This is a genomic window from Nocardia sp. NPDC059180, from assembly GCF_042754945.1.
Taxonomy (GTDB): Bacteria; Actinomycetota; Actinomycetes; order Mycobacteriales; family Mycobacteriaceae; genus Nocardia.
On the sequence record NZ_JBHZBU010000002.1, the window covers coordinates 794286 to 816926 of the forward strand.

Here is a 22641-nt window from a genome sequence, read left to right on the forward strand (position 1 = left end):
CTCCGGGAATGACACATCATTCCGTTTGTGACAACGGTATCATCACAGGTGTGACGAAGCCATCCACACGTGCCGAGCGCCGCAAGGCCGAACTGCGCCGGGAGATCATCGATACCGCTTTCGTGTGTTTCGCCGAGAAGGGCTACCACGCGACCGGTATCGCCGATATCGCCGCTCACCTGGGGATCGGCCACGGCACCTTCTACCGGTACTTCAGCAATAAGCGCGACATCATCGACCATGTCATCGACGATCTGGCAACCAGGATCATCGAGGCACTCGGCACCGAGAACGCCCCCGACGCCGCCACCAGCCTGGAGGAATACCGCGAGCAGATCGATCGCATCGGCACCGCGCTGACCCACATCCTGATCGAGGACCGGCGGGTGGCGCAGTTGCTGCTGTTCCACGCCACCGGGATCGACGACGAGCTGACCGAGCGCCTGTACGGGCTGCTCGACACGGCCGACACACTGACCGCCGGCTATCTCGAGCACGGTGTAGAGCTGGGCTATCTGCGCGAGGACCTCGACACCCTGAACACCGCGCGGGCGGTGACCGGAATGCTGATGGCGGGCGTGGTGCACGGGCTGCGCGATATGGACGAGACCGCCATCGCCGCCCTCAACGAGGCGATCCGCCGACTGCTGATCGAAGGCGTGCGCAAACCGTGATCGAGGCCGTGGCGCTCGAAAACTGGCCGGAAGCACGGTAATCCGGCACAGGTGCTGACACAATGACGCCCGTGACTCCCGAGGATGTCGGACAGACGACGTTCGCTTTGACCCCGCCCGGACGTCGCGGATACCACACAGACGAGGTCGACGCCTTCCTCGAACTGGTCGCCGCCACCCTCGGCGGTAGCGGCGCGCTCACCGCGGACGACCTGCGCCAGGTCGGTTTCGGCGCACCCCGCGGCGGGCGGCGCGGCTACCGCGCCGAGCAGGTGGACGAATTCCTCGACCGGGTGCGTGCCGAACTCGAGTTCCGCCAGCGTGGAGTGCGGCCGGTGCCCGCGGCAGCACCGGCACCCGCGCCGGCGACGTTGCTGACACCTGCCGATGTGCACCGGATGCGGTTCACCCCAGCACCGCTCGAGCAGCGCGGGTACCACATCGAAGAGGTGGATGCCTTTCTCGATCTGGTCGCCGCGACACTGGCGCACGACGGCCCGGGCAGTCTCACTGTCGAGGATGTGCGCGCGGTGCGGTTCACGGTGGCGCGCCTGGGGGTACGCGGCTATCAGCGCGACGAAGTGGATGCGTTTCTCGATCTGGTGATCACCGCGCTGCAGCAACCCGCGTACCTGCGCTGAGGTTGTCTGTTCGCCTACTCGAACAGGTCCAGCGTCGGATGTGGTTCACGCCCACGGACTTCGATCGACCCGAAGACCAGGTCTGGCGGCGGAACCAGCCCGAGGTGCTCCCAGGCCGTCGCCGTCGCGACACGGCCACGTGGTGTGCGGGCCACCATGCCTGCGCGGACAAGGAACGGTTCGCAGACCTCCTCGACGGTGGCGGCCTCCTCCCCCACCGCGACCGCGAGCGTCGACACCCCGACCGGCCCGCCGCCGAAGCCGCGGACCAGCGCGCCCAGCACGGCCCGGTCCAACCGGTCCAAGCCGAGGCCGTCGACGTCGTACACCTGCAGCGCCGCCGCGGCGATGGGCTTGGTGATGTGACCGTCGGCGCGGACCTCGGCGTAATCACGGACGCGGCGCAGCAGCCGGTTGGCGATACGCGGGGTGCCGCGGGAACGTCCGGCGATCTCGGCGGCGGCGTCGTGGTCGATATCGACGCCGAGGATGCGCGCCGACCGCAGCAGAATGCCGAGTAGTTCGCTCGGTTCGTAGAAATCCATATGGCCGGTGAAGCCGAAACGGTCGCGCAGTGGACCGGTCAGCGCACCGGAGCGGGTGGTGGCGCCGACCAGGGTGAACGGCGCGATATCGAGCGGGATCGAGGTGGCGCCCGGGCCCTTGCCGACAACCACGTCGACCCGGAAGTCCTCCATCGCCAGGTACAGCATTTCCTCGGCGGGCCGCGCCATCCGGTGGATTTCGTCGATGAACAGCACATCGCCCTCGACCAGATTGCTCAGCATAGCCGCCAGATCACCGGCGCGTTCCAGCGCCGGACCGGAGGTGATCCGCAGGGCGGTGCCGAGTTCGCCGGCGATGATCATCGCCATGCTGGTCTTGCCGAGGCCGGGCGGGCCGGACAGCAGGATGTGGTCGGGGGTGCCGCCACGCCCGCGCGCACCGCGCAGAACCAGCGCGAGCTGTTCACGCACCCGGGGCTGGCCGATGAAGTCGTCCAGCGATTTCGGGCGCAGGCTGGTCTCGATATCTCCGTCGACGCTGGAATAGTGTGCGCTGACCGGGGATTCGTCGTGATCGTGCTCGTCGTATTCCATCTGCGCCTACCGGTTCTTGCCCAGCATGCCGAGCGCGGCGCGCAGCGCGGCCGAAGTGGTGGCAGCCGGATCGTCGGCCAGGACGGAGTCGACGGCCGGTTCGGCCTGTTTGAGGGGGAATCCCAGCCCGGTGAGTGCCTCGACGACCTGATCGCGCACCGGCGTGACCACCGCCGCGGGCGCACTGCCGGGCGGACCTGATTGCACCGGAACGAGATTCACCTTGTCGCGCAGTTCGACGACCATGCGCTCGGCGCCGCGTTTGCCGATGCCGGGCACCCGGGTGAGCGCGGCGACATTGCTTTCGGCCAGCGCCTTGCGCAGCGCTTCGGGTTCGAGCACCGCAAGGACGGCCATCGCCAGCCGAGGGCCGACACCGGAGACGGTTTGCAGGAGACCGAACAGGTCACGCGCCTCGGTATCGGCGAACCCGTACAGCGTCATCGAGTCCTCGCGCACGATCATCGCCGTGTACAGCCGAGCCTGTTCCCCGCGGGTGAGCCCGGACAGGGTGGCCGGGGTGGCGTTGAGCCGATAGCCGACGCCGGCGGCCTCGACCACTACATGGTCGAGCGCGATCTCGAGTACCTCACCGCGTACCGACGCGATCACCGGCGCACCGCCTTCCGTTGTCGATCCAGCTTCTCGGCATACCGCTTGCGTGCCTGTTCGGCCTGGGCTTCGGCGCGGGCCATGCGCTCCATCAGCGGGGCACGCCAACAATGACAGATGGCCAGGGCGAGCGCATCGGCGGCGTCGGCCGGTTTGGGCGCGACCTGCAGCCCGAGAATCCGGGTGACCATGGCTGTCACCTGGGCTTTGTCGGCGGTGCCGTTACCGGTGACGGCGGCCTTCACCTCGCTGGGGGTGTGGAATGCGACGGGTATACCGCGCCGCGCGGCGGCCAATGCGATCACCCCACCCGCCTGTGCCGTGCCCATCGCGGTGCGCACATTGTGCTGGGCGAAGACGCGCTCGATCGCCACCGCGGCGGGGCGGTGGGTGTCCATCCAGTGCTCGGCGGCGTCGGCGACCGCCATCAGCCGCAGCGCCAGATCCATGTCCGCGGGGGTGCGCACGACGTCGACGTCGAGTGCGGTGACCTTCCTGCCGACACCGCCTTCGACCATGCTGAGCCCGCATCGAGTGAGCCCGGGGTCGACACCCATCACCCGCACGGAAAACACCCCTTCGGACACGCGAACAGTTGTTCGAAGTCTAGTCGACGCGCGGCGCGGGCGGTTCGAGCGACACGGACCCCGCCATATCGCGACGGCGCCGGGCGCGCTCAGCGATTCCCACACCTGGCCGCAACCTCTGGGGTGACGTAGGGTCCCGTGCGCCGCATGTCCTGACATGCGACAGCAGTGAATGCAGTGATTGGAGTTGTGTCAGCGTGTCGCTATCGACAAAGGTCATCGGCGCGGTGGCGGCCGGGGTGATCGGCCTGGTTTCCGTTGCCACACCCGCCTTCGCCCAGCCATCCCCGCAGCAGCCGCAGTACGCGCCCACGATGCTCGTGCTCGACGCGTCGGGCTCGATGCTCGCGGCCGATCCCAGCGGCGGGACCAAGATGGACGCCGCCAAGACCGCCGTGCGGACCTTCGTCGCCTCAGCGCCGGACGCATCCACAGTCGGCCTGACGGTGTATGGCACCGAGACAGGGAACTCGGATGCGGAGAAAGACGCGGGCTGCCGCGATGTCCGAGTACTGCAACCCGCCGAGACCATCGATAAATCCGCACTGACCTCTGCGGTCGATCAGATCGCTCCGCGCGGCTACACCCCGATCGGCACATCGCTGCGCACGGCGAACGATGCGTTGCCGAAGGACGGCCCGAAGTCGATCGTGCTGGTATCCGACGGTCTGGACACCTGCATGCCGCCCGATCCGTGTGAGGTCGCCCGTGAGCTCGAGGCACAGGGCACCGATCTCGTCGTGCACGCCATCGGTTTCGGCGTCGACGATCCCTCCCGCGCCCAGCTGACCTGCATCGCGCAGAGCACAGGCGGCACTTACACCGACGCGGTCGACGGCAAGACCCTCGGACAGGTGCTGCCCCGGGTCAGCGCCACCGCGTTGCGCAACTACTCCGCGGTGGGCACCCCGATCGAAGGGACCGACGGTTACCGAGACGCGCCGGTCGCCGAGCCCGGCCAGTATCTGGATGTGCTCGGGCAGAAGAAGCAGCGCTTCTACGCGGTGGATGTCCCCGAGGGCGCGACAGCGTATTTCAGTGGCACCGTTTCGTTCCCGCGCGGCGGCGAGGCCGTGTCCGCGAACAACCGTCTCGATCTGCGGGTGTTCGGCACCGACGGACACGACTGCCACGCCTACGAGAACGAGTTGGCCACTCGATCTGCCGATGGTGTCGCACTGACGGTCGGCACGGTGTGGGACGGTGCGACACAGCCGGAGTCGGACAGCCCGAGCACCGCCAAATGCACCGGTGGCGGCCGGTACTACTTCACCCTGGAATGGGCCCATGTCGCCGATAACGCACCAGCCCAACTGCCGGTCGAGGTTTCGGTCGGTATCGAGCCCGCGGTAACCGATCCCGGGGAGGCCGCCGAACCGGCCCCGGTCACCTTCACCGCACCGGACGGCCCGATGGTGCCGGTAACCGGCGGTGGATCGTTCAACGTCGCGGCCACGCTGCCCGAATCCGGCCGGTACACCGATACTTTGCAGCGCGGTGAGTTCGTTTTCTACCGGGTGAAACTGGATTGGGGTCAGGCCCTGGCCTACCGAGTGCGTTTCGCCGAGACACCGGGGCGCGGATCCGAGAACATCTCCAATATCGCCACCACGCTCTATGCGCCCTCTCGCGAGGAAATCGACTCCGACACCACCTCCTACGGGGGGCACGAGAAGATCCTGCCGACGAACGATCCCGCGCTGGCGACCGCGCCGGTCCGATACCTGAATCGTGATGTCCGTGACGGCGCCATCGCAAAACAGGCGGTGGCCGGTTGGTACTACATCGCGGTGAAGCTGAGCCCGTCGGCCGGGAATGAGCGGGCCGCAGGGGTACCGATCGAGCTGGAACTCGATGTCACCGGCGACCCGGAGCCCGGACCCCAATACCGGGAAGCCGCAGGCGAAACCTTCGGCAACGACAAGCCGGTCGATCGCCCCGGTGGTGACCAGACCGTCGCCGCGGGCGAGTCCGGAGATGGTGACGGAGTGCCGCCGGTGGTGTGGGTCGCGAGTGCGCTCGGCGTGTGCGTCGTGGCCGCAGCCGGCATTCTCGTCGCACTGATCCGTCGACGTAGGACGCACTGAGTCGAGGCAGGCGCTCGGCGTGCTTGCTCACCGCGCGCGGAGGTATGTCCATGCCGTGTACTCACCGCCGTCCGGGCGATCTCCGCGCGAGGGCCAATTCCACGGCCTCGGCAGGATCGTCGGCGATCATCCCGATGTTCAACGGCGCGCCGTCGGCATCCACGACCCGCCAACCGCCGAGGGACACGACCGGGACGGTCGCACGGTGCCGGGCCAGTGCCAATTCCGACAGCGTGCCCCACGATCCGCCGATGACGATGACAGCGTCGGCCGAGCGCACCAGGATCGCGTTGCGTGCCTCGCCCATGTTCGTATAGAGCACCGCCGACAGGCCCGCGCACGTGCCACCACGGTCGGTGTCGGGGCGCACGCCGATCACCAATCCACCAGCGCGCGAAGCGCCTTCGGCCACCGCGGCCATGACCCCGGTGCCGCCACCGCACAACACGGTCGCCCCGGCCTCGCCGAGCAGCCGCCCGACCGTCCGCGCATTCGCGGTGTCGATGTCGGTGCAGGCGCTGGGGCCGCAGACGGCTACCTGCACGGGCCTGCGGCTACTTGCTCGGATATTTGTAGAACCCTTCCCCGGTGGCTATGCCGAGTTTGCCCTTGTCGATGTAGTTCTCCTTCAGGTACGCGGCGAATCGCTGAGCGGCCTCGTCGCCGTGGGCGGAGATGTTGTACGCGGTGGTGAGGCCGACGATGTCGAAGATCTGCAGCGGGCCCATAGGTGCGCCGGTGGCGATCTTCCAGGTCTTGTCGACGGTCTCGGGGTCGGCGTAACCATCGGCGACCAGCTCGCCCGCCGCGTTCAGGAACGGCACCAGCAATGAGTTCAGTACGTAGCCGGCCTTTTCCTTGTGCAGTTCGATCGGCACCATGCCGATGTCCTTCGCGAACTGCACCACCGTGCGAAACACTTGCGGATCGGTGTCGGCGGTACCCATCACCTCGGCGGTGTTGAACGTCCACACCCGATTGGCGAAGTGCAGGGCGAGGAATCGGTCCGGGCGGCCGGTCGCGTCCTTCATATCGCTGGGCAGCAGGGTGGAGGAGTTGGTGGCGAAGATCGTCGACTGCGGGGCCAGCTTGCCGAGCTCGGTATAGGTGTCGATCTTGATCTTCAGCACCTCGGGGATCGCCTCGATGACCAGATCGGCTTCGCGCACCGCGTCGGCGAGGTCGGCGGTGAGCCGGATCCTCGCCCGCCCGTCCTCGGCCTTGCCGTCGGCCGCACCGGCCACCTCGTCCCGATAGGTCTGCACCAAACCGTCGAACCGGGACGCCGCCTTCTCCACGGCCGCGTCGTCGATGTCGTAGGCGACCACGTCGAAGCCGCTGTAGGCGGTCTGGAATGCGATCTGCGAGCCGAGCACGCCCGTGCCGAGCACGGTGACCTTGCCGATCGTTGTGGTCATAGCCCTGCCTCTCCCTGGCGGATACCGGACACCCGATGCGGGCGCCGATGATGAAGTCCCGAACGAAAAAGCCGATCCCCCAGCACGGTACTAGGCAGGGCCCAACGGCGTCGACCAGCCACCCAGAGGCCGCGGCGCAGGCACTAAGCCCTCGCGCTGGTTCTGCTGTTGCCGCCGCTGCCCCCGCCATCGACCGCCGCCGTCGCAGTGGACGCGCCGGCGCGGCAGTGCTGATCGGCGCGGTGAGTCGGGCGCCGCGGAGGTGAGTCCGGTCAGTCCGGCGCGTGGGCAGCGAAGGCGGCGTGGGCGCGTTCATCGAACAGGACGAAGCGAGCCTCGCGTACCGAAGTGCTGGTGTGGGTGACCGTTTCGATGGCAATGCGGGCACCGTCGTCGATCGGCCAGCCGAAGATGCCGGTCGAGATCGCTGGAAACGCGACGGTGTCCGCACCCAGTTCATCGGCGACCCGAAGTGATTCGCGGTAGCAGGAGGCCAGCAGGGCGGAGCGGTCGTCACCGGCCGACCACACCGGTCCCACGGTGTGGATGACCCAGCGGGCCGGGAGGTTTCCCGCCGTTGTGGCCACCGCCTGGCCCGTCGGCAAGCCCTTGCCATATTGGGAGGCGCGGAGTTTGCGGCATTCGGCCAGGACTTCGGGCCCGCCACGACGGTGAATGGCACCGTCGACTCCCCCACCACCGAGCAGCGACGAATTCGCGGCGTTGACCACCGCGTCCACCTCCTGTTCGGTGATGTCTCCGCGCACGAACAGCAGCTCGACCATTCCTCGATTCTCACCGGCATACCGTGACGTCGCCACCGTTTTCCGCGGCGAATCCGGGCACCGCCGGGCATATCGTTGGCAAACCGATGCGCACACCGGTGGCGAATGTCCCGCATTCGGAGCGCGCGCGCTTCTACCATCCGAGTATGAGCATTGGCGCCAAGGCTGTCCTCGAGGGCGGGCCGCAGGACCTGCCCGAACGTATCGTGCCGATCACCCCGCCCGGGTACGAGCTGAAGATCCAGTTCAAAGGTGGCTACGAACACTTCAAGACCACCGGACGGGAGCAGGACACACCCGAAGGTCGACTGCCGGTCTACGCCTGGAGCGACCGCACCGAAATCGCGGAGTGATCCCGCACGATCCCTGTAGGCGGCGGCACTGATCGGGCCGTCGCCACTCTCCCGCCGTTTCACGAACTCCATCGATGGACAAATGCGTAACCACATGGTTACACTTTCTCCGTGGACGAGGTGGCGGGCGCGATCGCCGATCCGGTACGCCGGGAAATCCTGGAGATGCTGCGCGGTACCCGGCTCACCGCCGGTGAGATCGCCGGACACTTCACCATCAGCAGGCCCGCGATCAGCAGACATCTGCGCGTCCTGCGCGACAGCGGCCTGGTACACGACAAACTCGTCGGCAGACAGCGCTATTACCGGCTCGACACCGCGCCCTTCGGCGCCCTCACCGACTGGCTGACCGCATTCACCCAGTCGGCCACCTGGGAACGCCACCTCGACGCACTCGACACCGAGGTCTACCGCACCAGGCGCGAACGCCGCACCGCGGACCACGCGACGACAAAGGAGAACACCGCATGACCCCCCGACCCACCGGACGACTGTTTCCCGCGCCGACCGGCCGGGACCTGGTGTTGACCCGCATCTACCGCGCCCCGATCGAGGACGTGTGGGCCAGTATCACCGAATCCGACCGCACCGCGCGCTGGTTCGGCCCCTGGGAGGGCGAGGCGGGCGCCGGTAAGACCATCAAGGTGCAGATGGCGTTCGAAGACGACGAGCCATGGATGGATATGCGCATCGACGCCTGCGAGCCGCCCCGCCACCTCGGCGTCTCCGCCGAGGACGAGGCCGGATCCTGGTTCCTGGACGTGGAGCTCACCGAAACAGACGGCACCACCGAACTGCGATTCACCCACCACCTGCGCACCGAGGACGAGATTGCTCAGGCTCCGCAGGTCGGACCGGGCTGGGAGTTCTACCTCGACATGCTCGGCGCCGCCCGCGCCGGCACCGACCGCCCCGATTTCGACGACTATTACCCGGCGATGAAGGAGCACTACGAACTGCAGACCGGCTGAACCGTCACGGTTCATCCGCTGACGCCGAGGGCATCACCCGCTGCCGCATCTGCCTTGGCCGTTCAGTGTCGCTCGTCAACTCGAGGGACGGCGCCCGCTGCCTCGACACAGAAAGCCCCCGCATCGGTGCGCGCACCAGTGCGGGGGCCTCGAGACTCCAGTCGCCGACGAGTCGTCGAATGGCCGGGTCAGTCGTCCAGTTCAGCGAGGACCTCGTCGGAGACGTCGACGTTGGTGTAAACGTTCTGCACGTCGTCGCTGTCTTCGAGGGCGTCGACCAGTTTGAAGACCTTGCGCGCGCCGTCGGCGTCGACCGCGACACTGACCGAGGGCTGGAAGCCGGACTCGGCGGAGTCGTAGTCGATACCGGCGGACTGCAGCGCCGAACGCACCGCGATCAGGTCGCCGGGCTCGCTGATGATCTCGAAGGCTTCACCGAGATCGTTGACCTCTTCGGCGCCCGCGTCCAGGACCGCCATCAGCACGTCGTCCTCGGACAGGCCGTTCTTGTCCAGCATGACGACGCCCTTGCGGTGGAACAGGTACGACACCGAACCCGGGTCGGCCATATTGCCGCCGTTGCGGGTCATCGCGACACGCACCTCACCTGCGGCGCGGTTGCGGTTGTCGGTGAGGCATTCGATCAGCACGGCGACACCATTGGGGCCGTAGCCCTCGTACATGATGGTCTGCCAGTCGGCGCCGCCGGCTTCCTCGCCGCCACCTCGCTTGCGGGCACGCTCGATGTTGTCGTTGGGGACCGACGACTTCTTCGCCTTCTGGATGGCGTCGAACAGGGTCGGGTTGCCCTCCGGGTCACCGCCACCCGTCCGGGCCGCCACCTCGATGTTCTTGATCAACTTGGCGAAGAGCTTGCCGCGCTTCGCGTCGATCGCCGCCTTCTTGTGCTTGGTGGTGGCCCATTTGGAGTGGCCGCTCATTCCCCTACTTCCTTCAGGTCGATGGCATGTGTGGTCGTCTACGGTACCGGCTGCGCCGGGCGGACAACTCGATCAGCCTACTCGGCAGGGGTGCGGCGTGTGGCCTGGCGGGCCCTGATCAGCTCGCGCGAACCAGATCGACGAACATTCGGTGCACCCGCAGATCGCCGGTGACTTCAGGATGGAACGACGTCGCGAGGACATTGCGCTGACGCACGGCGACGATCCTGCCCGCGGCCGGACCGCTCGGCACCCGTGCCAGCACCTCGACGCCCTCACCCACCCGCTCGACCCATGGTGCCCGGATGAACACCGCGCGGACCGGTCCATCGTCGAGCCCGGCGAACTCGAGATCGGTTTCGAAGGAATCGACCTGACGGCCGAAAGCATTGCGCCGCACTGTCATATCGATTCCGGACAGATGCTTGGCATCCGGGCGGGTGTCGAGCACCTCGTCGGCGAGCAAGATCATGCCCGCGCACGACCCGAAGGCGGGCAGCCCGTCACGCAGCCGGGCGCGCAACGGTTCCAGCAGCTCGAACACCTCGAGCAGTTTGCTGATGGCGGTGGATTCCCCACCGGGCAGCACCAGCCCGTCGACGGCCGCGAGCTCCTCGACCCGGCGCACCAGCACCGGACGCGCACCGCAGCGCTCCAGCGCCGACACATGTTCGCGCACATCACCCTGCAGGGCCAGCACACCGATGGCAGGCTGGGCGCTCTCGCGCGCGGAGGTCTGCGCCGCGGGCGCGGCGACCGCTGAACCGTTCACCCCGCAGAGCTTACGAGGCGTCGCGCTGTGGGCCTGCTCACGGTCGCCGTCAACATTGCGTCAAGCCCCGCCGATGATCGTCGCGCACGGGCCGACACTCGCTGACATGACTACTGTGTTGCCGTCACCGGGGCCCGGGGACGTATCCGCCGCACGCCGAGGACTGACCGTCCCGACGGGCTTGTCCGGGCTCTCACTGGACGCGATGGCGTCGGTTTCCTACGGCCCCGAGGCCATCGTGCTGGTGCTCGCCGCGGCGGGCTCGGCCGGACTCGGGATGACGCTGCCGGTCACCCTGGCGATCACCGCGCTGCTCGCGGTGCTGATCGCCTCCTACCGCCAGGTCATCGCGGCGTTCCCCAACGGTGGCGGCGCCTATGCGGTGGCCAAGGCACAGCTGGGCGATCGCGCGGCGCTGGTGGCGGCGGCCTCGCTGATCGTGGACTACGTGCTGAATGTCGCGGTGTCCATCGCGGCCGGTGTGGCGGCGCTGACTTCGGCGTTCCCGGCGCTGCACAACTACACGGTGTGGCTGTGCCTTGCGGTGCTGATCGGCATCACGGCGGTGAATCTGCTTGGTATCACCCACAGCGCACGTGCGTTCATGGTGCCGACGATCGTGTTCGTGGCCGGCATCTGCACCGTGATCGTCGCGGGGCTGCTGCGTGCGGAGCCGGCGAGCGTCACCACGGGCGCGGCCGCGGTGACGGATGTGCAGACGGTCGGAGTCCTGTTGCTGCTCAAGGCCTTCTCCAGCGGATGCGCGGCGCTGACCGGCGTGGAGGCTATCGCCAACGCGGTGCCGGACTTCCGCTCGCCCGGTATCCGCCGGGCGCAGCGCGCCGAGGTGGCGCTGGGAGCGCTGCTCGGCACGATGCTCATCGGACTCGCCCTGCTGATCGAGAAATTCGCCCTGCACCCCGTCGCGGGCACCACGGTGCTGTCGCAGTTGACCGAGGCGGCGCTCGGCCACGGAGTCGGCTACTACATCGTGCAATTCGCCACCGTGGTGCTGCTGGCGCTGGCGGCCAACACCTCGTATGGCGGACTGCCGACCTTGGCTCGGCTGCTGGCCGACGACAACTGCCTGCCGCACCGGTTCGCCGTGAATTCGCCGCGACGGGTGTACCGGCACGGTGTGCTCGCTCTCGGGATCTGCGCGGCGGTGCTGCTGATCGGATCCAGCGGAAACATGAACGCGCTGGTGCCGCTGTTCGCGATCGGCGTGTTCGTCGGGTTCACCCTCGCCCAGGCCGGCATGGTGCGCCACTGGTGGGCGACACCGCACGCCCCACGTCGCCGGCTGCGGTTGGCGCTCAATGGATTCGGTGCCGCGGCGACCGGCGCGGCGGCCGTCGTCACCATGGCCGTGAAATTCCAGGAGGGCGCGTGGCTGATCATTGTCGTGCTGGCCGCGCTGGTCTTCGGGATGCGGCGGGTGCGACGCGCCTATCGACTCATCGGCGCCCAGCGTCGCGCGGACGCCGTGCCGCCCGCACCGCGAGGGCGGGACGCCGTCGTCGTGGTTCCTGCGGCGGAGGTATCCGGGCTCACTTGTGAGGCATTGTCGGCGGCGCTGTCGCTGGGGAGCGAGGTGGTGGCGGTGCACGTCTGCCTGGACGACGAACGCGCCGAGGAGTTCACCGCCGCCTGGGAGAACTGGCATCCCGAGGTTCCGCTGGTCCTGCTCCCCGACCACGACGCGACCGTCGCAGGCCCGGTCGCCCACTATCTGCGCCAGACCTTCCCGGATCGGCGCAAGATCGTGGTCGTGGCCGAGGTGGATCCGCCCACCGGCTGGGATCGGGTGCTACCCAGCCATCGCAGCGACGAACTCGAACGCACACTGCGACGGATGAGCGACACCATCGTGTGTCATCTCCGGGTCCAGGCGGTCTGAGGCCCGCGCGTCGTGCTTACTTCTCGCGCGGCGTGCGGATCAGCCCTTCCTGAACAACGGAGGCGACCAGTTCGCCTGCGCGGTTGAAGATCTTGCCGCCGGTGAGAGCGCGGCCGAAGCCCGCCGACGGCGAGGACTGGTCGTAGAGCAGCCAGTCGTCGGCGCGGAACGGGCGCAGGAACCACATGGCGTGGTCGAGCGAGGCGTCCTGGGTGGGCTCGTCGGGGTGGGTGACCTTCGACGAACCCAGCAGCGTCATATCGCTCATGTACGCGAGGGTGCACACGTGGAACAGCGGGTCGTCGGGCAGCGGGTGCCGGTAGCGGAACCACACCTGCTGCGGGGAAACCACTCCCGGCCGCTGGGTGACCGACTCCTGCGGGACCGGGCGGATGTCCCAGTGCTCCCATTCCCGCATGGCCCACAGTCGCTCGGGGCTCATGGTGGTCTTCGCATCGGGCAGCTCGTCGGGCGCCTGCACCACCGGCATCTCGTCCTGATGGGACGGGCCTTCGTCACCGACATGGAACGACGCCGACATGGTGAAGATCGCGGCACCGTCCTGAACCCCGGTCACCCGGCGGGTGCAGAAGGAGCGTCCGTCACGGATACGTTCGACGAGGTACACCGTCGGCTGATCGGGGTTGCCCGGCCGCAGGAAGTAGCCGTGCAGCGAATGCACCTGGAACCGTGGGTCCACCGTGCGCACCGCCGAGACCAGGGCCTGGCCTGCGACCTGACCGCCGAAGGTTCGCCGTAGCTGGGTCTTGGGCGAGGCTCCCCGAAAGATGTCTCGCTCGAGCCGATCGATCTCCAGCGCTTCTTCGATGGTCGCCAACTTCTCCGCCTCTCCGCGCCACTGGCCGGTCGTGTGAGTACTGCGCAACCGTGCGGGCGATCGGACGGCAACTTTCGTACCGGCCGGTCCCCGACGGGATCTCTATGTTCGCACGCAGGCGGGGTCGGTCCGGCAGGGGGCGCAGCACGGGCGTACCGGGATGACGGCGGTCACATCGGCCTCGACCCCAGGCAGGTCGCGCGTGGCCGGGGCGGACCAGGTGCGCGCGACTGCGATAACGAGTTCAGGCGCAGGCGGGCGACTGCTCACCGAGTATCGACAGCATGGTGCAGGCCCAGGTCAGCTGAACCTTCCACGTGCCGTCCTCGACCACGAACGGAATTTCGGCCGGGCTGGCCTCGCCGTTGAGGGTGATGTCGACCTTCGCGTAGACGGCGTCACCGAAGGGGTCCGGGTCCACCTCGACGACGCGGACCCGCGCCCCGGCTTCATGTACCGTCTGCGCCAGCCGATACGGCAGCTCCGGATCGGCCTGTGCGCCCTGGACGAACGCGAGCTTGTGCTCGTTGCGGACCGGGTGGATCCACGCCCACACCCGAGCCACCGGATCGAGGCCGGTGCTCAGCTGGTCTTGCAGGGCTTTCGCGGACGGCAGCGGCGGATGCTCGTTGTCGGCTGCAGCCGTGGCAGCTGGGCCGAGCGTCACGGCCACGGCCAGGCAGGCGGTCGCGAGACTGCCGGTCCTGTGAAGGTTCATCTGCACGTTCCCCTGTGTCGCGGAACTCCTAGACCGGGTTCGCTGAGATTCGGAAAGTACCACGACAATGCAGAATTCGGCGCTGAGCTCGGCTACTGCCGACCACGTTGCGGCACGGGCTCGGGACCGCGAAACGCATCGGAGCGGGTGCCTGTGGCACCCGCTCCGCGCACATCCGCTCGCCCTATCGCGGGCGCAGGCTCACCAGCCGCGTTCGGCCAGGCGGTGCGGCTGCGCGATGTCCTCGACATTGATGCCGACCATGGCCTCGCCAAGGCCACGCGACACCTTGGCCAGCACGTCGGCATCGTCGTAGAAGGTGGTGGCCTTGACAATGGCGGCGGCACGCTGGGCCGGGTTGCCGGACTTGAAGATGCCGGAGCCGACGAACACGCCCTCGGCGCCGAGCTGCATCATCATCGCGGCGTCGGCCGGGGTCGCGATACCGCCCGCGGTGAACAGCACGACCGGCAGCTTGCCGGTTTCGGCAACCTCACGGACCAGCTCATAGGGCGCCTGCAGCTCTTTGGCGGCGACGTAGAGCTCATCGGCGGGCAGCGACGCCAGCTTGCGGATCTCCTGGCGGATCTGACGCATGTGGGTGGTGGCGTTGGAGACGTCGCCGGTACCGGCCTCACCCTTGGAGCGGATCATGGCCGCGCCCTCGGTGATGCGGCGAAGGGCCTCACCGAGGTTGGTGGCGCCACAGACGAACGGAACGGTGAAGTTCCACTTCTCGATGTGGTTGGTGTAGTCGGCGGGGGTCAGCACTTCGGACTCGTCGATGTAGTCGACGCCGAGGCTCTGCAGGATCTGCGCCTCCACGAAGTGGCCGATGCGGGCCTTGGCCATCACCGGGATCGACACCGCGGCGATGATGCCGTCGATCATGTCCGGATCGCTCATCCGGGACACGCCGCCCTGGGCGCGGATATCGGCGGGCACGCGCTCGAGCGCCATGACAGCGACTGCGCCCGCGTCCTCGGCGATCTTGGCCTGGTCCGGGGTGACGACGTCCATGATCACCCCGCCCTTGAGCATTTCGGCCATACCGCGCTTCACGCGCGCGGTACCCGCCTCGCGGGTCGCCTCGGTGGTCTGGGTGGTCTCGGGCGTGGTCACGGCAAACTCCTGTGTCATGTGCGCCTATGGGGTCGTCAGCGGTAGAACGACACGATTCTAGGCGTGCCCCGAAGTGCCATTGATAGCCAGTTGGAGACGACTGGCCTTGCCGCGACCAGCACGTTCGCCGGCCTCTGGCCGGACTGGACCGATCGTGGCCGGTCGGTGGAGTCGAATTCGCCGGGCCCGATGCGGCTTCCGCGGGCCCGGCGAACTACCTGCGCCGGATCAGATCGGGTTGATCACCAGCAACGTCGCCCAATACTCCGCAGCGGCGGGGCCGATGATCGGCATCAGGAAATCGAACAGGATGTACGACACGTACTACTCACCTCCACCCACCGAGTCGACCCTCGCTCGGCCGGTCAAACCGCATCGACGGTAACACGACGGTGAATCCGGTCACAGTGATCGAGGAAATAGCCGCCTCACCGGATGGAACGTACCTCTGGGTCGGTATCGGCGGCCGCAGCGGAGGCGGCTTCGGCGATGAGTTCGTCGAGGTGATACGGGTACACCGTTTCGCCGGAAGCATCGAGTGCGGCGATATCGGCCGCGGTGCACCAGCGGTGTCCGGTGATGGATCGCCGCTCGACGTAGGTGAGGTTGGCGGGTCGCGGATCGAACAATTGCACCCGCAGGGCGAAGAACAGCTCCTCGGAGCGGATCAGCTCGCCATTGAACGGGAACACCGCCACCCGCCGCCAGATCGGCCCGCGCAGCGCCGCCGGATCCGCGGTGAACCCGGTTTCCTCGTGGATCTCCCGGACCGCCGCGGCCCGCAGGCTCTCCCCCGGTTCCACGCCGCCGCCGACGGTGAACCAGAACGACACCTCCGGCACTTTCGGATCGTTGCCGCGCATCAGCAGCACGCGGCCCTGGTCGTCGATCAGCACCACCCGGGCAGAGGTGCGGATGGTGTCGACCTCGAGACCGGTCGCGGCGGCCGGGGTCGCGCGTTCGGTGATCTCGAAGTAGGTCGGCAGTGGGGCGGTACCGCCCAGATGCAGAATCCGCACCGGACGCCGGGTGCGCAGCGCCAGGGTGTCGCGGACAGCGTCGTTGTGGAACCTGCGTGCGATCAGCACCCTGGCCTCGGCGTCGGCCAGTTCGGCCACCAGTTGCGGGCGCAGCTGCCCGATATCGACCGACGACAACGCCGCCGAGAGCTGGTTCTCGACCGTTTCCCGGTCGGCGCGACCGGCGCGTTCGGCGCGATCGGCCAGCGTGGACAGCTGTTTGGCCTGATCGGCGAGCACCGGATCGGAGACCGGACCCGCGATCGCCATTGCCACCGCACGGGCGACAACGGCACGGCGCGCCAGCGCGCCGTCGAGCGCCTGCCAGGACTGATCCGATCGCACATGCAGCCGGTCGAGCCGGTTGGCGGTGGAGTAGGCCCACAGCCCGATGGCCACGACCACCGCGGCGATCAGAGCGAGGACGAGAACGGTTGTCGCGGAAAAGGTGATCATCCGGCTGCCCTCACCCGGATGTCGCCGACGGCCACCGTCTCGTACACCCGCAGAATCTGTTCGGCCACCACCGGCCAGTCGTATTCGCCGACGACCTGCGTCGCCGCCCGCACCAATTCCGCGCGCCGGGTGTCATCGGTGAGCACGGTGTCCAGCGCGGTGGCAAGCGCCGCGGAATCACCCACCGGCACCAGCAGACCCGCGAGGCCGTCGCGCAGCACACGGCGGAACGCGTCGAGTTCGCTGGCGACGACCGCGGTACCCGCGGCCATCGCCTCGATCAGGATGATGCCGAAGCTCTCACCACCCAGATTCGGCGCCACGTAGACGTCCGCGCTGCGCATCGCCGAAGCCTTGTCTGCATCGGAGACCTGCCCGAGGAACCGCAGATGCCCGGCGTGCGGGCCCGCCTCCTTGCGCAGCCGTTCCTCGTCACCGCGACCGACGATCAGGATCTCGATCTCCGGATGTTTGCCCACCAGCTCGGGCAATGCGCCGAGCAGCACTTCCATGCCCTTGCGTGGTTCGTCGTAGCGTCCGAGGAACAGTACGGTCGGGCCCCGGCGTGGATAGCCGGGGAGCATCGGGGCGCGGGCGAAGGCGGGGACGTCGACGCCGTTGGGGATCTCCACCGCGTCCGAGCCCAGCGCCTCGACCTGCCAGCGTCGCGCCAGTTCCGAGACCGCGATCCGGCCACTGATCTTCTCGTGATACGGACGCAGCACACCCTGAAAAGTACTGAGCACCAGCGATTTCGTCGTCGAGGTGTGGAAGGTTGCCACGATCGGGCCTTCGGCGATCTTGAGCGCGAGCATGGACAGGCTCGGCGCGTTCGGCTCGTGGATGTGCAGCACGTCGAAATCGTTGCCGTCGATCCAGCGGCGGATGCGGGTGTAGGCCGTCGGCCCGAACGACAACCGCGCGACCGAGCCGTTGTACGGGATCGCCACCGCCCGGCCCGCCGAGACCACGAACTCCGGCAGCGGCGTCGAATCAGACGCGGGCGCAAGGACACTCACCTTGTGCCCACGTTCGATCATGACCCGCGCCAGCTCGACCACATGCGCCTGCACACCGCCAGGGACGTCGAACGAATAGGGGCAGACCATGCCGATCTTCATCGCTGCGCGTCTCCCCCGTCGTTGCCGCCGCCGCGTATGCCCGGATCGTCCAGATCCGCCTGCGCGGCCGCGATTCTGGCGCGTCGCTGTTCGGACAGATCGCTCTCCCACAGCGGTTGCAGCATGTGCCAGTCGGCGGGATGTGCTGCGATATTCGCCGCGAAGCGATCGGCCAGCGCCTGCGCGGCAGGACCGACACCACCCGAAATATCCAGCGGGGCATCGACTTTCATACCCCAACCCTCATGCCCGGACTCGTCGACGGTGAACCAGGCGTGCACCGGCATCAGCGCCGCACCGGTCTCGATCGCCAGCTTCGCCGCCCCGGCGGGCATCCAGGTGCGCTCACCGAAGAAATTCACCGGTACGCCCTTACCGGTCAGATCCCGCTCACCCATCAGGCAGACGATCTTGTTCTCCCGCAATCGCGCCGCCAGCTGCGGAAACGGCGGCTGCTCGCCACCGGTCAGCGCGAACACCTCGAAGCCGAGGCTCTCGCGGTATGCGACGAACCGTTCGAACAGCGATTCCGGCTTCAACCGCTCGGCGACGGTGCTGAAAGTGCCGTAGTTCTGCACCAGCCACATACCCGCCATATCCCAGTTACCCGAATGGGGCAGCACCAAAATCCCGCCGCGACCTCCGGCGAGCGCGGCGTCCAGATGGGCAAGACCCTCCACCGGTATCCGGCCAGGGGAAGCCAGCGCGCCATGGTCCATAGTCGGCAACCGGAACGCCTCGCGCCAATAGCGCGCGTAGGACCGCATGCTGGCGCGGATCAGCTCGTCGGGCACGGCCTCCGGTGCGACCCCGAGCACGCGAGCAAGATTGCGGCGCAGTTGTTCCGGACCGCCGTCTCGCACCACGCGGTCGGCGCCCCAATCGAACAGCCTGCGCGCGACCGGCTCCGGAAGGGCCCGCACCAGCCGCCAGCCTGTCGCGTAACCACGGTCGCTGAGCCCGCTCTTGATGCGTGCGGCAACGCCGTCGAGGGCCTGCGCGGCCCGCGGCCGGGTGGCGGTCGTGGTCACGACTGCCGCTCCGTCGAGTCCTCGGCCGGCTCCTGCGGACGCGGCATCGGGATGATGTCGCGCGCGCCCGGCGAATTGCGTACCGCCAGCACGCGCTGGAATACCGTCACGATGCTGAGCACCGCGAGGATCCACATCGCGACGTGCACCGCCCAGGTCAGCCATTCGATCCCCCAATATCCGCCGATGCCGGTCAATCCGGCGCCCACCAGCACGATGACCAGCCGGTCCGGGCGCTCGATGAGGCCGCCGTCGGCCGACAGTCCGCTGGCTTCGGCCCGCGCTTTCGCATACGAGATGACCTGCGAGGTCACCAGCACGACCAGGGTAGCGAAGAACAGCGGCTTGCTGTGCTCGTGATAGACCGCCCACCAGGCCAGACCACCGAAAATCGCGCCGTCGGCAAGGCGGTCGCAGGTGGCGTCGAGCACGGCGCCGTATTTCGTCCCGCCGCCGCGAGCCCGTGCCATCGCGCCGTCGAGCATGTCGAACATGACGAACAGCCAGATCACCATGGTTCCCCAGAACAGGTGACCGGACGGGAACAGCGTGACCGCCGCGGCGATCGAGGCTGCGGTCCCGATGAGAGTCATCGTGTCCGGGGTGAGGCCGGTGCGCACCAGTGCCCTGCCGAGCGGCGCCGTCGCTTTGGCGAACGTCGCGCGACCGAAGATGCTGAGCACCGATCTACTCCTCGTCCCAGGCCGCCGCGAGCAGCGCCCTGGTCTCCCTGAGCAACTGGGGCATCACCTTGACCCCGCCCACCACGGTGATGAAGTTCGCGTCACCGCCCCATCGCGGCACGATGTGCTGGTGCAGGTGGTCGGCCAGCGACCCGCCCGCGACGCCACCGAGGTTGAGCCCGACGTTGAAACCGTGCGGTCGCGACACCCGCTTCATCACCCGGATGGCCTGCTGGGTGAACTCCATCAGTTCGGCGCTCTCGGCGTCGGTGAGGTCTTCCAGGTTGGCGACGCGACGGTACGGGACCACCATCATGTGGCCGGGGTTGTACGGGTACAGGTTGAGCACCGCGTACACGAGCTCACCGCGGGCGACCACCAGGCCGTCCTCATCGGTCATCTTCGGGATATCGGTGAAGGGATGGCCGGTCGCGTCCTTGGGCGGCGCGGTGGCCGCCTCCGCGATATAGGACATCCGGTAGGGCGTCCACAACCGCTGGAGCCGGTCCGGTTCCCCTGGACCGCGATCGACGATGTCGCCGCCGTTCTCAGTGCCCCGAAGCGCGGCGGCGCCGGTATCGCTCATCGACGCTCACCGCCGCCGGCGGGACGGATCTCGAAGCCCTCCGCGGTCGGGGACGCGTTGTCGCGCCGGGCGATCCAGTCCACGATGGTCTCCACCGCGTCGGCCACCGGCACGCCGTTGACCTGGGTGCCGTCACGGAACCGGAAGCTGACCGCGTCGGCGTTGACGTCACGCTCGCCGGCCAGCAGCATGAACGGGATCTTCTGGGCGGTGTTGTTGAAGATCTTCTTCTGCATGCGGTCGTCGCTGCGATCCACTTGCGCGCGCACCCCGGCCTCGTGCAGCAACTCGATCACCCGGTCCAGATGCGGTGCGAACGCCTCCGCGACCGGGATGCCGACCACCTGCACCGGCGACAGCCACGCCGGGAACGCGCCCGCGTAGTGCTCGGTGAGCACACCGAAGAACCGCTCGATGGAACCGAACAGGGCGCGGTGGATCATCACCGGACGCTGCTTGGTGCCGTCTGAGGCGGTGTATTCGAGGTTGAACCGTTCGGGCAGGTTGAAGTCGAGCTGGATGGTCGACATCTGCCAGGTCCGCCCGAGGGCGTCCTTGGCCTGCACCGAGATCTTCGGCCCGTAGAACGCGGCGCCGCCCGGATCGGGCACCAGGTCGAGGCCGGAGGCCGCGGCCACCTTGGACAGGGTCTCGGTGGCCTCCTCCCAGATCTCGTCGGAGCCGACGAACTTCTCCGGGTCCTTGGTCGACAGCTCCAGGTAGAAGTCGTCGAGGCCGTAGTCCTCGAGCAGGCCCAAAACGAAACGAAGAGTGTCGGTCAGCTCCGCGTGCATCTGCTCTTTGGTGCAGTAGATGTGCGCGTCGTCCTGGGTCATGCCACGCACGCGGGTCAGGCCGTGCACCACACCGGACTTCTCGTACCGGTACACCGAGCCGAACTCGAACAGCCGCAGCGGCAGCTCCCGGTACGACCGGCCACGGGACCGGAAGATCAGGTTGTGCATCGGGCAGTTCATCGGCTTGACGTAGTAGTCCTGGCCGGGCTTGCGGACGGTGCCGTCCTCGTTGTACTCCGCGTCCAGATGCATGGCCGGGAACATGCCGTCGCGGTACCAGTCGAGGTGACCGGACACCTCGAACAGGTGCCCCTTGGTGATGTGGGGGGTGTTCACGAACTCGTAGCCCGCCGCCACATGCCTGCGCCGCGAGTACTCCTCGAGCTCCTTACGGATGATGCCGCCCTTGGGATGGAACACCGGCAGACCGGAACCGAGCTCGTCGGGGAAGCTGAACAGGTCCAGCTCCAGGCCGAGCTTGCGGTGGTCGCGGCGTTCGGCCTCGGCCAGCAGGTGCATGTGCTCGTCGAGCGCCTCCGACGACTCCCAGGCAGTGCCGTAGACGCGCTGCAGGTCTTCGCGGTTCTGATCGCCGCGCCAGTAGGCGGCGGAGCTGCGGGTGAGCTTGAACGCCGGGATGAACTTGGTGGTGGGGATGTGTGGGCCGCGGCACAGATCGCCCCACACGCGTTCACCCGAACGCGGGTCGAGGTTGTCGTAGATGGTCAGCTCTTTACCGCCGACCTCCATCACCTCGGGATCGTCGATACCGGACTTGTCGCTGATCAGTTCGAGCTTGAACGGCTCGTTCGCCAGCTCGACCCTGGCGTCCTCGACCTCGACCACCCGGCGCGAAAACCGCTGCGCGCCTTTGATGATCTTCTTCATCCTGGATTCCAGCTTGGCCAGATCCTCCGGGGTGAACGGCTTGTCGACGCGGAAGTCGTAGTAGAAGCCGTCCTTGATCGGCGGGCCGATGCCGAGCTTGGCCTCGGGGAACTCCTGCTGCACGGCCTGGGCCAGCACATGGGCGGCCGAATGCCGGATGACACTGCGGCCGGCCTCGGTGTTGGCGGCGACCGCGGTCACCTCGACGTCGACGTCGGGGGTCCAGGACAGGTCTTTGAGGTCTCCGTCGGCGTCACGGACGACGACGACGGTCTCCGGCCCCTTGGTCGGCAGGCCCGCCTCACGCACCGCGGCACCCGCCGTAGTCCCGGCCGGCACCCGGACGAGGGCGGCTGGGCTGAGGGGCGCTGTGGTGGTCACGGCTCTGGCTCTCCTTGGCGTTCGCAGCCGGGTTCGTTCCGGCTCACTCCGGTTCATGACGGCTCGATCCGTCGGTCGCGCCGGGCAGAACCCGGCCGCGACCATGCTATCGGGATAGCGGCACCCACGTGACGACGGACCGCTGGCGGCGAGCCCGATG

23 protein-coding genes and 1 pseudogene are annotated in these 22641 nt (G+C 67.9%); 7 read left to right on the plus strand and 17 right to left on the minus strand.

Annotated elements, in window-relative coordinates:
* Positions 1-8 precede the first annotated feature (8 nt).
* On the plus strand, positions 9-674 hold the full coding sequence (locus ACFXNW_RS09680) for a TetR/AcrR family transcriptional regulator (protein WP_379417197.1): 666 nt from the start codon (positions 9-11) through the stop codon (positions 672-674).
* Between the two features lie 62 nt (positions 675-736).
* A complete protein-coding gene (locus tag ACFXNW_RS09685) occupies positions 737-1315 on the plus strand; it encodes a DivIVA domain-containing protein (protein WP_379417198.1) in 579 nt (192 codons plus the stop codon).
* Positions 1316-1329: 14 nt separating this feature from the next.
* On the opposite strand, the gene ruvB is transcribed toward ACFXNW_RS09685, so the two are convergent.
* Genes ruvB through ruvC form a run of 3 tightly spaced genes read right to left on the minus strand, consistent with a single transcriptional unit; the run spans position 1330 to position 3593 of the window.
* Positions 1330-2415, minus strand: a complete 1086-nt coding sequence (gene ruvB, locus ACFXNW_RS09690) for a Holliday junction branch migration DNA helicase RuvB (protein ID WP_379417199.1) — start codon at positions 2413-2415, stop codon at positions 1330-1332.
* A gap of 6 nt (positions 2416-2421) precedes the next feature.
* Complete coding sequence (gene ruvA, locus ACFXNW_RS09695) at positions 2422-3027, minus strand: Holliday junction branch migration protein RuvA (RefSeq protein ID WP_379417200.1); 606 nt, start codon at positions 3025-3027, stop codon at positions 2422-2424.
* Entirely contained in the window at positions 3024-3593 is a 570-nt protein-coding gene (gene ruvC, locus ACFXNW_RS09700) for a crossover junction endodeoxyribonuclease RuvC (protein WP_379417366.1), read from the minus strand. The genes ruvA and ruvC overlap by 4 nt, the downstream gene beginning before the upstream one ends.
* A gap of 218 nt (positions 3594-3811) precedes the next feature.
* On the opposite strand from ruvC, the gene ACFXNW_RS09705 reads away from it, so the two are divergent.
* Entirely contained in the window at positions 3812-5701 is a 1890-nt protein-coding gene (locus ACFXNW_RS09705) for a VWA domain-containing protein (RefSeq protein ID WP_379417201.1), read from the plus strand.
* 61 nt (positions 5702-5762) lie between these two features.
* On the opposite strand, the gene ACFXNW_RS09710 is transcribed toward ACFXNW_RS09705, so the two are convergent.
* From ACFXNW_RS09710 to ACFXNW_RS09720, 3 genes and pseudogenes are all read right to left on the minus strand, one after another.
* Entirely contained in the window at positions 5763-6245 is a 483-nt protein-coding gene (locus ACFXNW_RS09710; RefSeq protein ID WP_379417202.1) for an LOG family protein, read from the minus strand.
* 10 nt (positions 6246-6255) lie between these two features.
* Positions 6256-7146, minus strand: a pseudogene (locus ACFXNW_RS09715) (3-hydroxyacyl-CoA dehydrogenase); the annotation flags it as partial.
* A gap of 245 nt (positions 7147-7391) precedes the next feature.
* Positions 7392-7904: an O-acetyl-ADP-ribose deacetylase gene (locus ACFXNW_RS09720; RefSeq protein ID WP_379417203.1), complete on the minus strand. Its 513-nt coding sequence runs from the start codon at positions 7902-7904 to the stop codon at positions 7392-7394.
* Positions 7905-8050: 146 nt separating this feature from the next.
* On the opposite strand from ACFXNW_RS09720, the gene ACFXNW_RS09725 reads away from it, so the two are divergent.
* The 3 genes from ACFXNW_RS09725 (at position 8051) to ACFXNW_RS09735 (ending at position 9228) form a co-directional block, all read left to right on the plus strand.
* A complete protein-coding gene (locus ACFXNW_RS09725; protein WP_379417204.1) occupies positions 8051-8257 on the plus strand; it encodes a DUF5988 family protein in 207 nt (68 codons plus the stop codon).
* A gap of 111 nt (positions 8258-8368) precedes the next feature.
* On the plus strand, positions 8369-8728 hold the full coding sequence (locus ACFXNW_RS09730) for a metalloregulator ArsR/SmtB family transcription factor (protein ID WP_379417205.1): 360 nt from the start codon (positions 8369-8371) through the stop codon (positions 8726-8728).
* Entirely contained in the window at positions 8725-9228 is a 504-nt protein-coding gene (locus ACFXNW_RS09735) for an SRPBCC family protein (RefSeq protein WP_379417206.1), read from the plus strand. The genes ACFXNW_RS09730 and ACFXNW_RS09735 overlap by 4 nt, the downstream gene beginning before the upstream one ends.
* A 188-nt stretch (positions 9229-9416) precedes the next feature.
* On the opposite strand, the gene ACFXNW_RS09740 is transcribed toward ACFXNW_RS09735, so the two are convergent.
* Both ACFXNW_RS09740 and pdxT read right to left on the minus strand, forming a co-directional pair.
* Entirely contained in the window at positions 9417-10169 is a 753-nt protein-coding gene (locus ACFXNW_RS09740; RefSeq protein WP_379417207.1) for a YebC/PmpR family DNA-binding transcriptional regulator, read from the minus strand.
* Positions 10170-10287: 118 nt separating this feature from the next.
* On the minus strand, positions 10288-10941 hold the full coding sequence (gene pdxT, locus ACFXNW_RS09745) for a pyridoxal 5'-phosphate synthase glutaminase subunit PdxT (protein WP_379417208.1): 654 nt from the start codon (positions 10939-10941) through the stop codon (positions 10288-10290).
* A 106-nt stretch (positions 10942-11047) separates the two neighbouring features.
* On the opposite strand from pdxT, the gene ACFXNW_RS09750 reads away from it, so the two are divergent.
* The gene (locus ACFXNW_RS09750; protein WP_379417209.1) at positions 11048-12841 is read left to right on the plus strand and encodes an APC family permease; all 1794 of its coding nucleotides are present in this window, start codon (positions 11048-11050) and stop codon (positions 12839-12841) included.
* A 16-nt stretch (positions 12842-12857) separates the two neighbouring features.
* On the opposite strand, the gene ACFXNW_RS09755 is transcribed toward ACFXNW_RS09750, so the two are convergent.
* The 9 genes from ACFXNW_RS09755 to thrS all read right to left on the minus strand — a co-directional run bounded on the left by ACFXNW_RS09755 (position 12858) and on the right by thrS (position 22481).
* Entirely contained in the window at positions 12858-13679 is an 822-nt protein-coding gene (locus ACFXNW_RS09755) for an acyl-CoA thioesterase II (protein WP_280468251.1), read from the minus strand.
* Between the two features lie 244 nt (positions 13680-13923).
* The gene (locus ACFXNW_RS09760) at positions 13924-14397 is read right to left on the minus strand and encodes a hypothetical protein (protein ID WP_379417210.1); all 474 of its coding nucleotides are present in this window, start codon (positions 14395-14397) and stop codon (positions 13924-13926) included.
* A gap of 201 nt (positions 14398-14598) precedes the next feature.
* On the minus strand, positions 14599-15537 hold the full coding sequence (gene pdxS / locus ACFXNW_RS09765; RefSeq protein WP_379417211.1) for a pyridoxal 5'-phosphate synthase lyase subunit PdxS: 939 nt from the start codon (positions 15535-15537) through the stop codon (positions 14599-14601).
* Between the two features lie 410 nt (positions 15538-15947).
* Positions 15948-16991 (minus strand): NUDIX domain-containing protein, encoded by a 1044-nt coding sequence (locus ACFXNW_RS09770; protein WP_379417367.1) that lies wholly within the window; start codon positions 16989-16991, stop codon positions 15948-15950.
* Positions 16991-18115 (minus strand): glycosyltransferase family 4 protein, encoded by a 1125-nt coding sequence (locus tag ACFXNW_RS09775; protein WP_379417212.1) that lies wholly within the window; start codon positions 18113-18115, stop codon positions 16991-16993. The genes ACFXNW_RS09770 and ACFXNW_RS09775 overlap by 1 nt, the downstream gene beginning before the upstream one ends.
* Positions 18112-19086 (minus strand): phosphatidylinositol mannoside acyltransferase, encoded by a 975-nt coding sequence (locus ACFXNW_RS09780; RefSeq protein WP_379417368.1) that lies wholly within the window; start codon positions 19084-19086, stop codon positions 18112-18114. The genes ACFXNW_RS09775 and ACFXNW_RS09780 overlap by 4 nt, the downstream gene beginning before the upstream one ends.
* Positions 19087-19142: 56 nt before the next feature.
* Positions 19143-19829, minus strand: a complete 687-nt coding sequence (gene pgsA, locus ACFXNW_RS09785) for a phosphatidylinositol phosphate synthase (protein WP_379417213.1) — start codon at positions 19827-19829, stop codon at positions 19143-19145.
* A gap of 4 nt (positions 19830-19833) precedes the next feature.
* Positions 19834-20415 carry an HIT family protein gene (locus ACFXNW_RS09790; RefSeq protein WP_379417214.1) on the minus strand — a complete coding sequence of 194 codons (582 nt, stop codon included), beginning with the start codon at positions 20413-20415 and terminating at the stop codon, positions 19834-19836.
* Positions 20412-22481, minus strand: a complete 2070-nt coding sequence (gene thrS / locus ACFXNW_RS09795) for a threonine--tRNA ligase (RefSeq protein ID WP_379417215.1) — start codon at positions 22479-22481, stop codon at positions 20412-20414. The genes ACFXNW_RS09790 and thrS overlap by 4 nt, the downstream gene beginning before the upstream one ends.
* Positions 22482-22641: the final 160 nt, after the last annotated feature.

Coding starts and splice junctions, on each gene's coding strand:
- ACFXNW_RS09685 (WP_379417198.1), top strand. CDS start 737: ATGACGCCCGTGACTCCCGAGGATGTCGGACAGACGACGTTCGCTTTG.
- ACFXNW_RS09790 (WP_379417214.1), bottom strand. CDS start 20,415: ATGAGCGATACCGGCGCCGCCGCGCTTCGGGGCACTGAGAACGGCGGC.
- ACFXNW_RS09750 (WP_379417209.1), top strand. CDS start 11,048: ATGACTACTGTGTTGCCGTCACCGGGGCCCGGGGACGTATCCGCCGCA.
- ACFXNW_RS09735 (WP_379417206.1), top strand. CDS start 8,725: ATGACCCCCCGACCCACCGGACGACTGTTTCCCGCGCCGACCGGCCGG.
- ACFXNW_RS09775 (WP_379417212.1), bottom strand. CDS start 18,115: ATGAAGATCGGCATGGTCTGCCCCTATTCGTTCGACGTCCCTGGCGGT.
- ACFXNW_RS09725 (WP_379417204.1), top strand. CDS start 8,051: ATGAGCATTGGCGCCAAGGCTGTCCTCGAGGGCGGGCCGCAGGACCTG.
- ACFXNW_RS09720 (WP_379417203.1), bottom strand. CDS start 7,904: ATGGTCGAGCTGCTGTTCGTGCGCGGAGACATCACCGAACAGGAGGTG.
- pdxS (WP_379417211.1), bottom strand. CDS start 15,537: ATGACACAGGAGTTTGCCGTGACCACGCCCGAGACCACCCAGACCACC.
- ACFXNW_RS09680 (WP_379417197.1), top strand. CDS start 9: ATGACACATCATTCCGTTTGTGACAACGGTATCATCACAGGTGTGACG.
- ACFXNW_RS09740 (WP_379417207.1), bottom strand. CDS start 10,169: ATGAGCGGCCACTCCAAATGGGCCACCACCAAGCACAAGAAGGCGGCG.
- ruvB (WP_379417199.1), bottom strand. CDS start 2,415: ATGGAATACGACGAGCACGATCACGACGAATCCCCGGTCAGCGCACAC.
- ACFXNW_RS09760 (WP_379417210.1), bottom strand. CDS start 14,397: ATGAACCTTCACAGGACCGGCAGTCTCGCGACCGCCTGCCTGGCCGTG.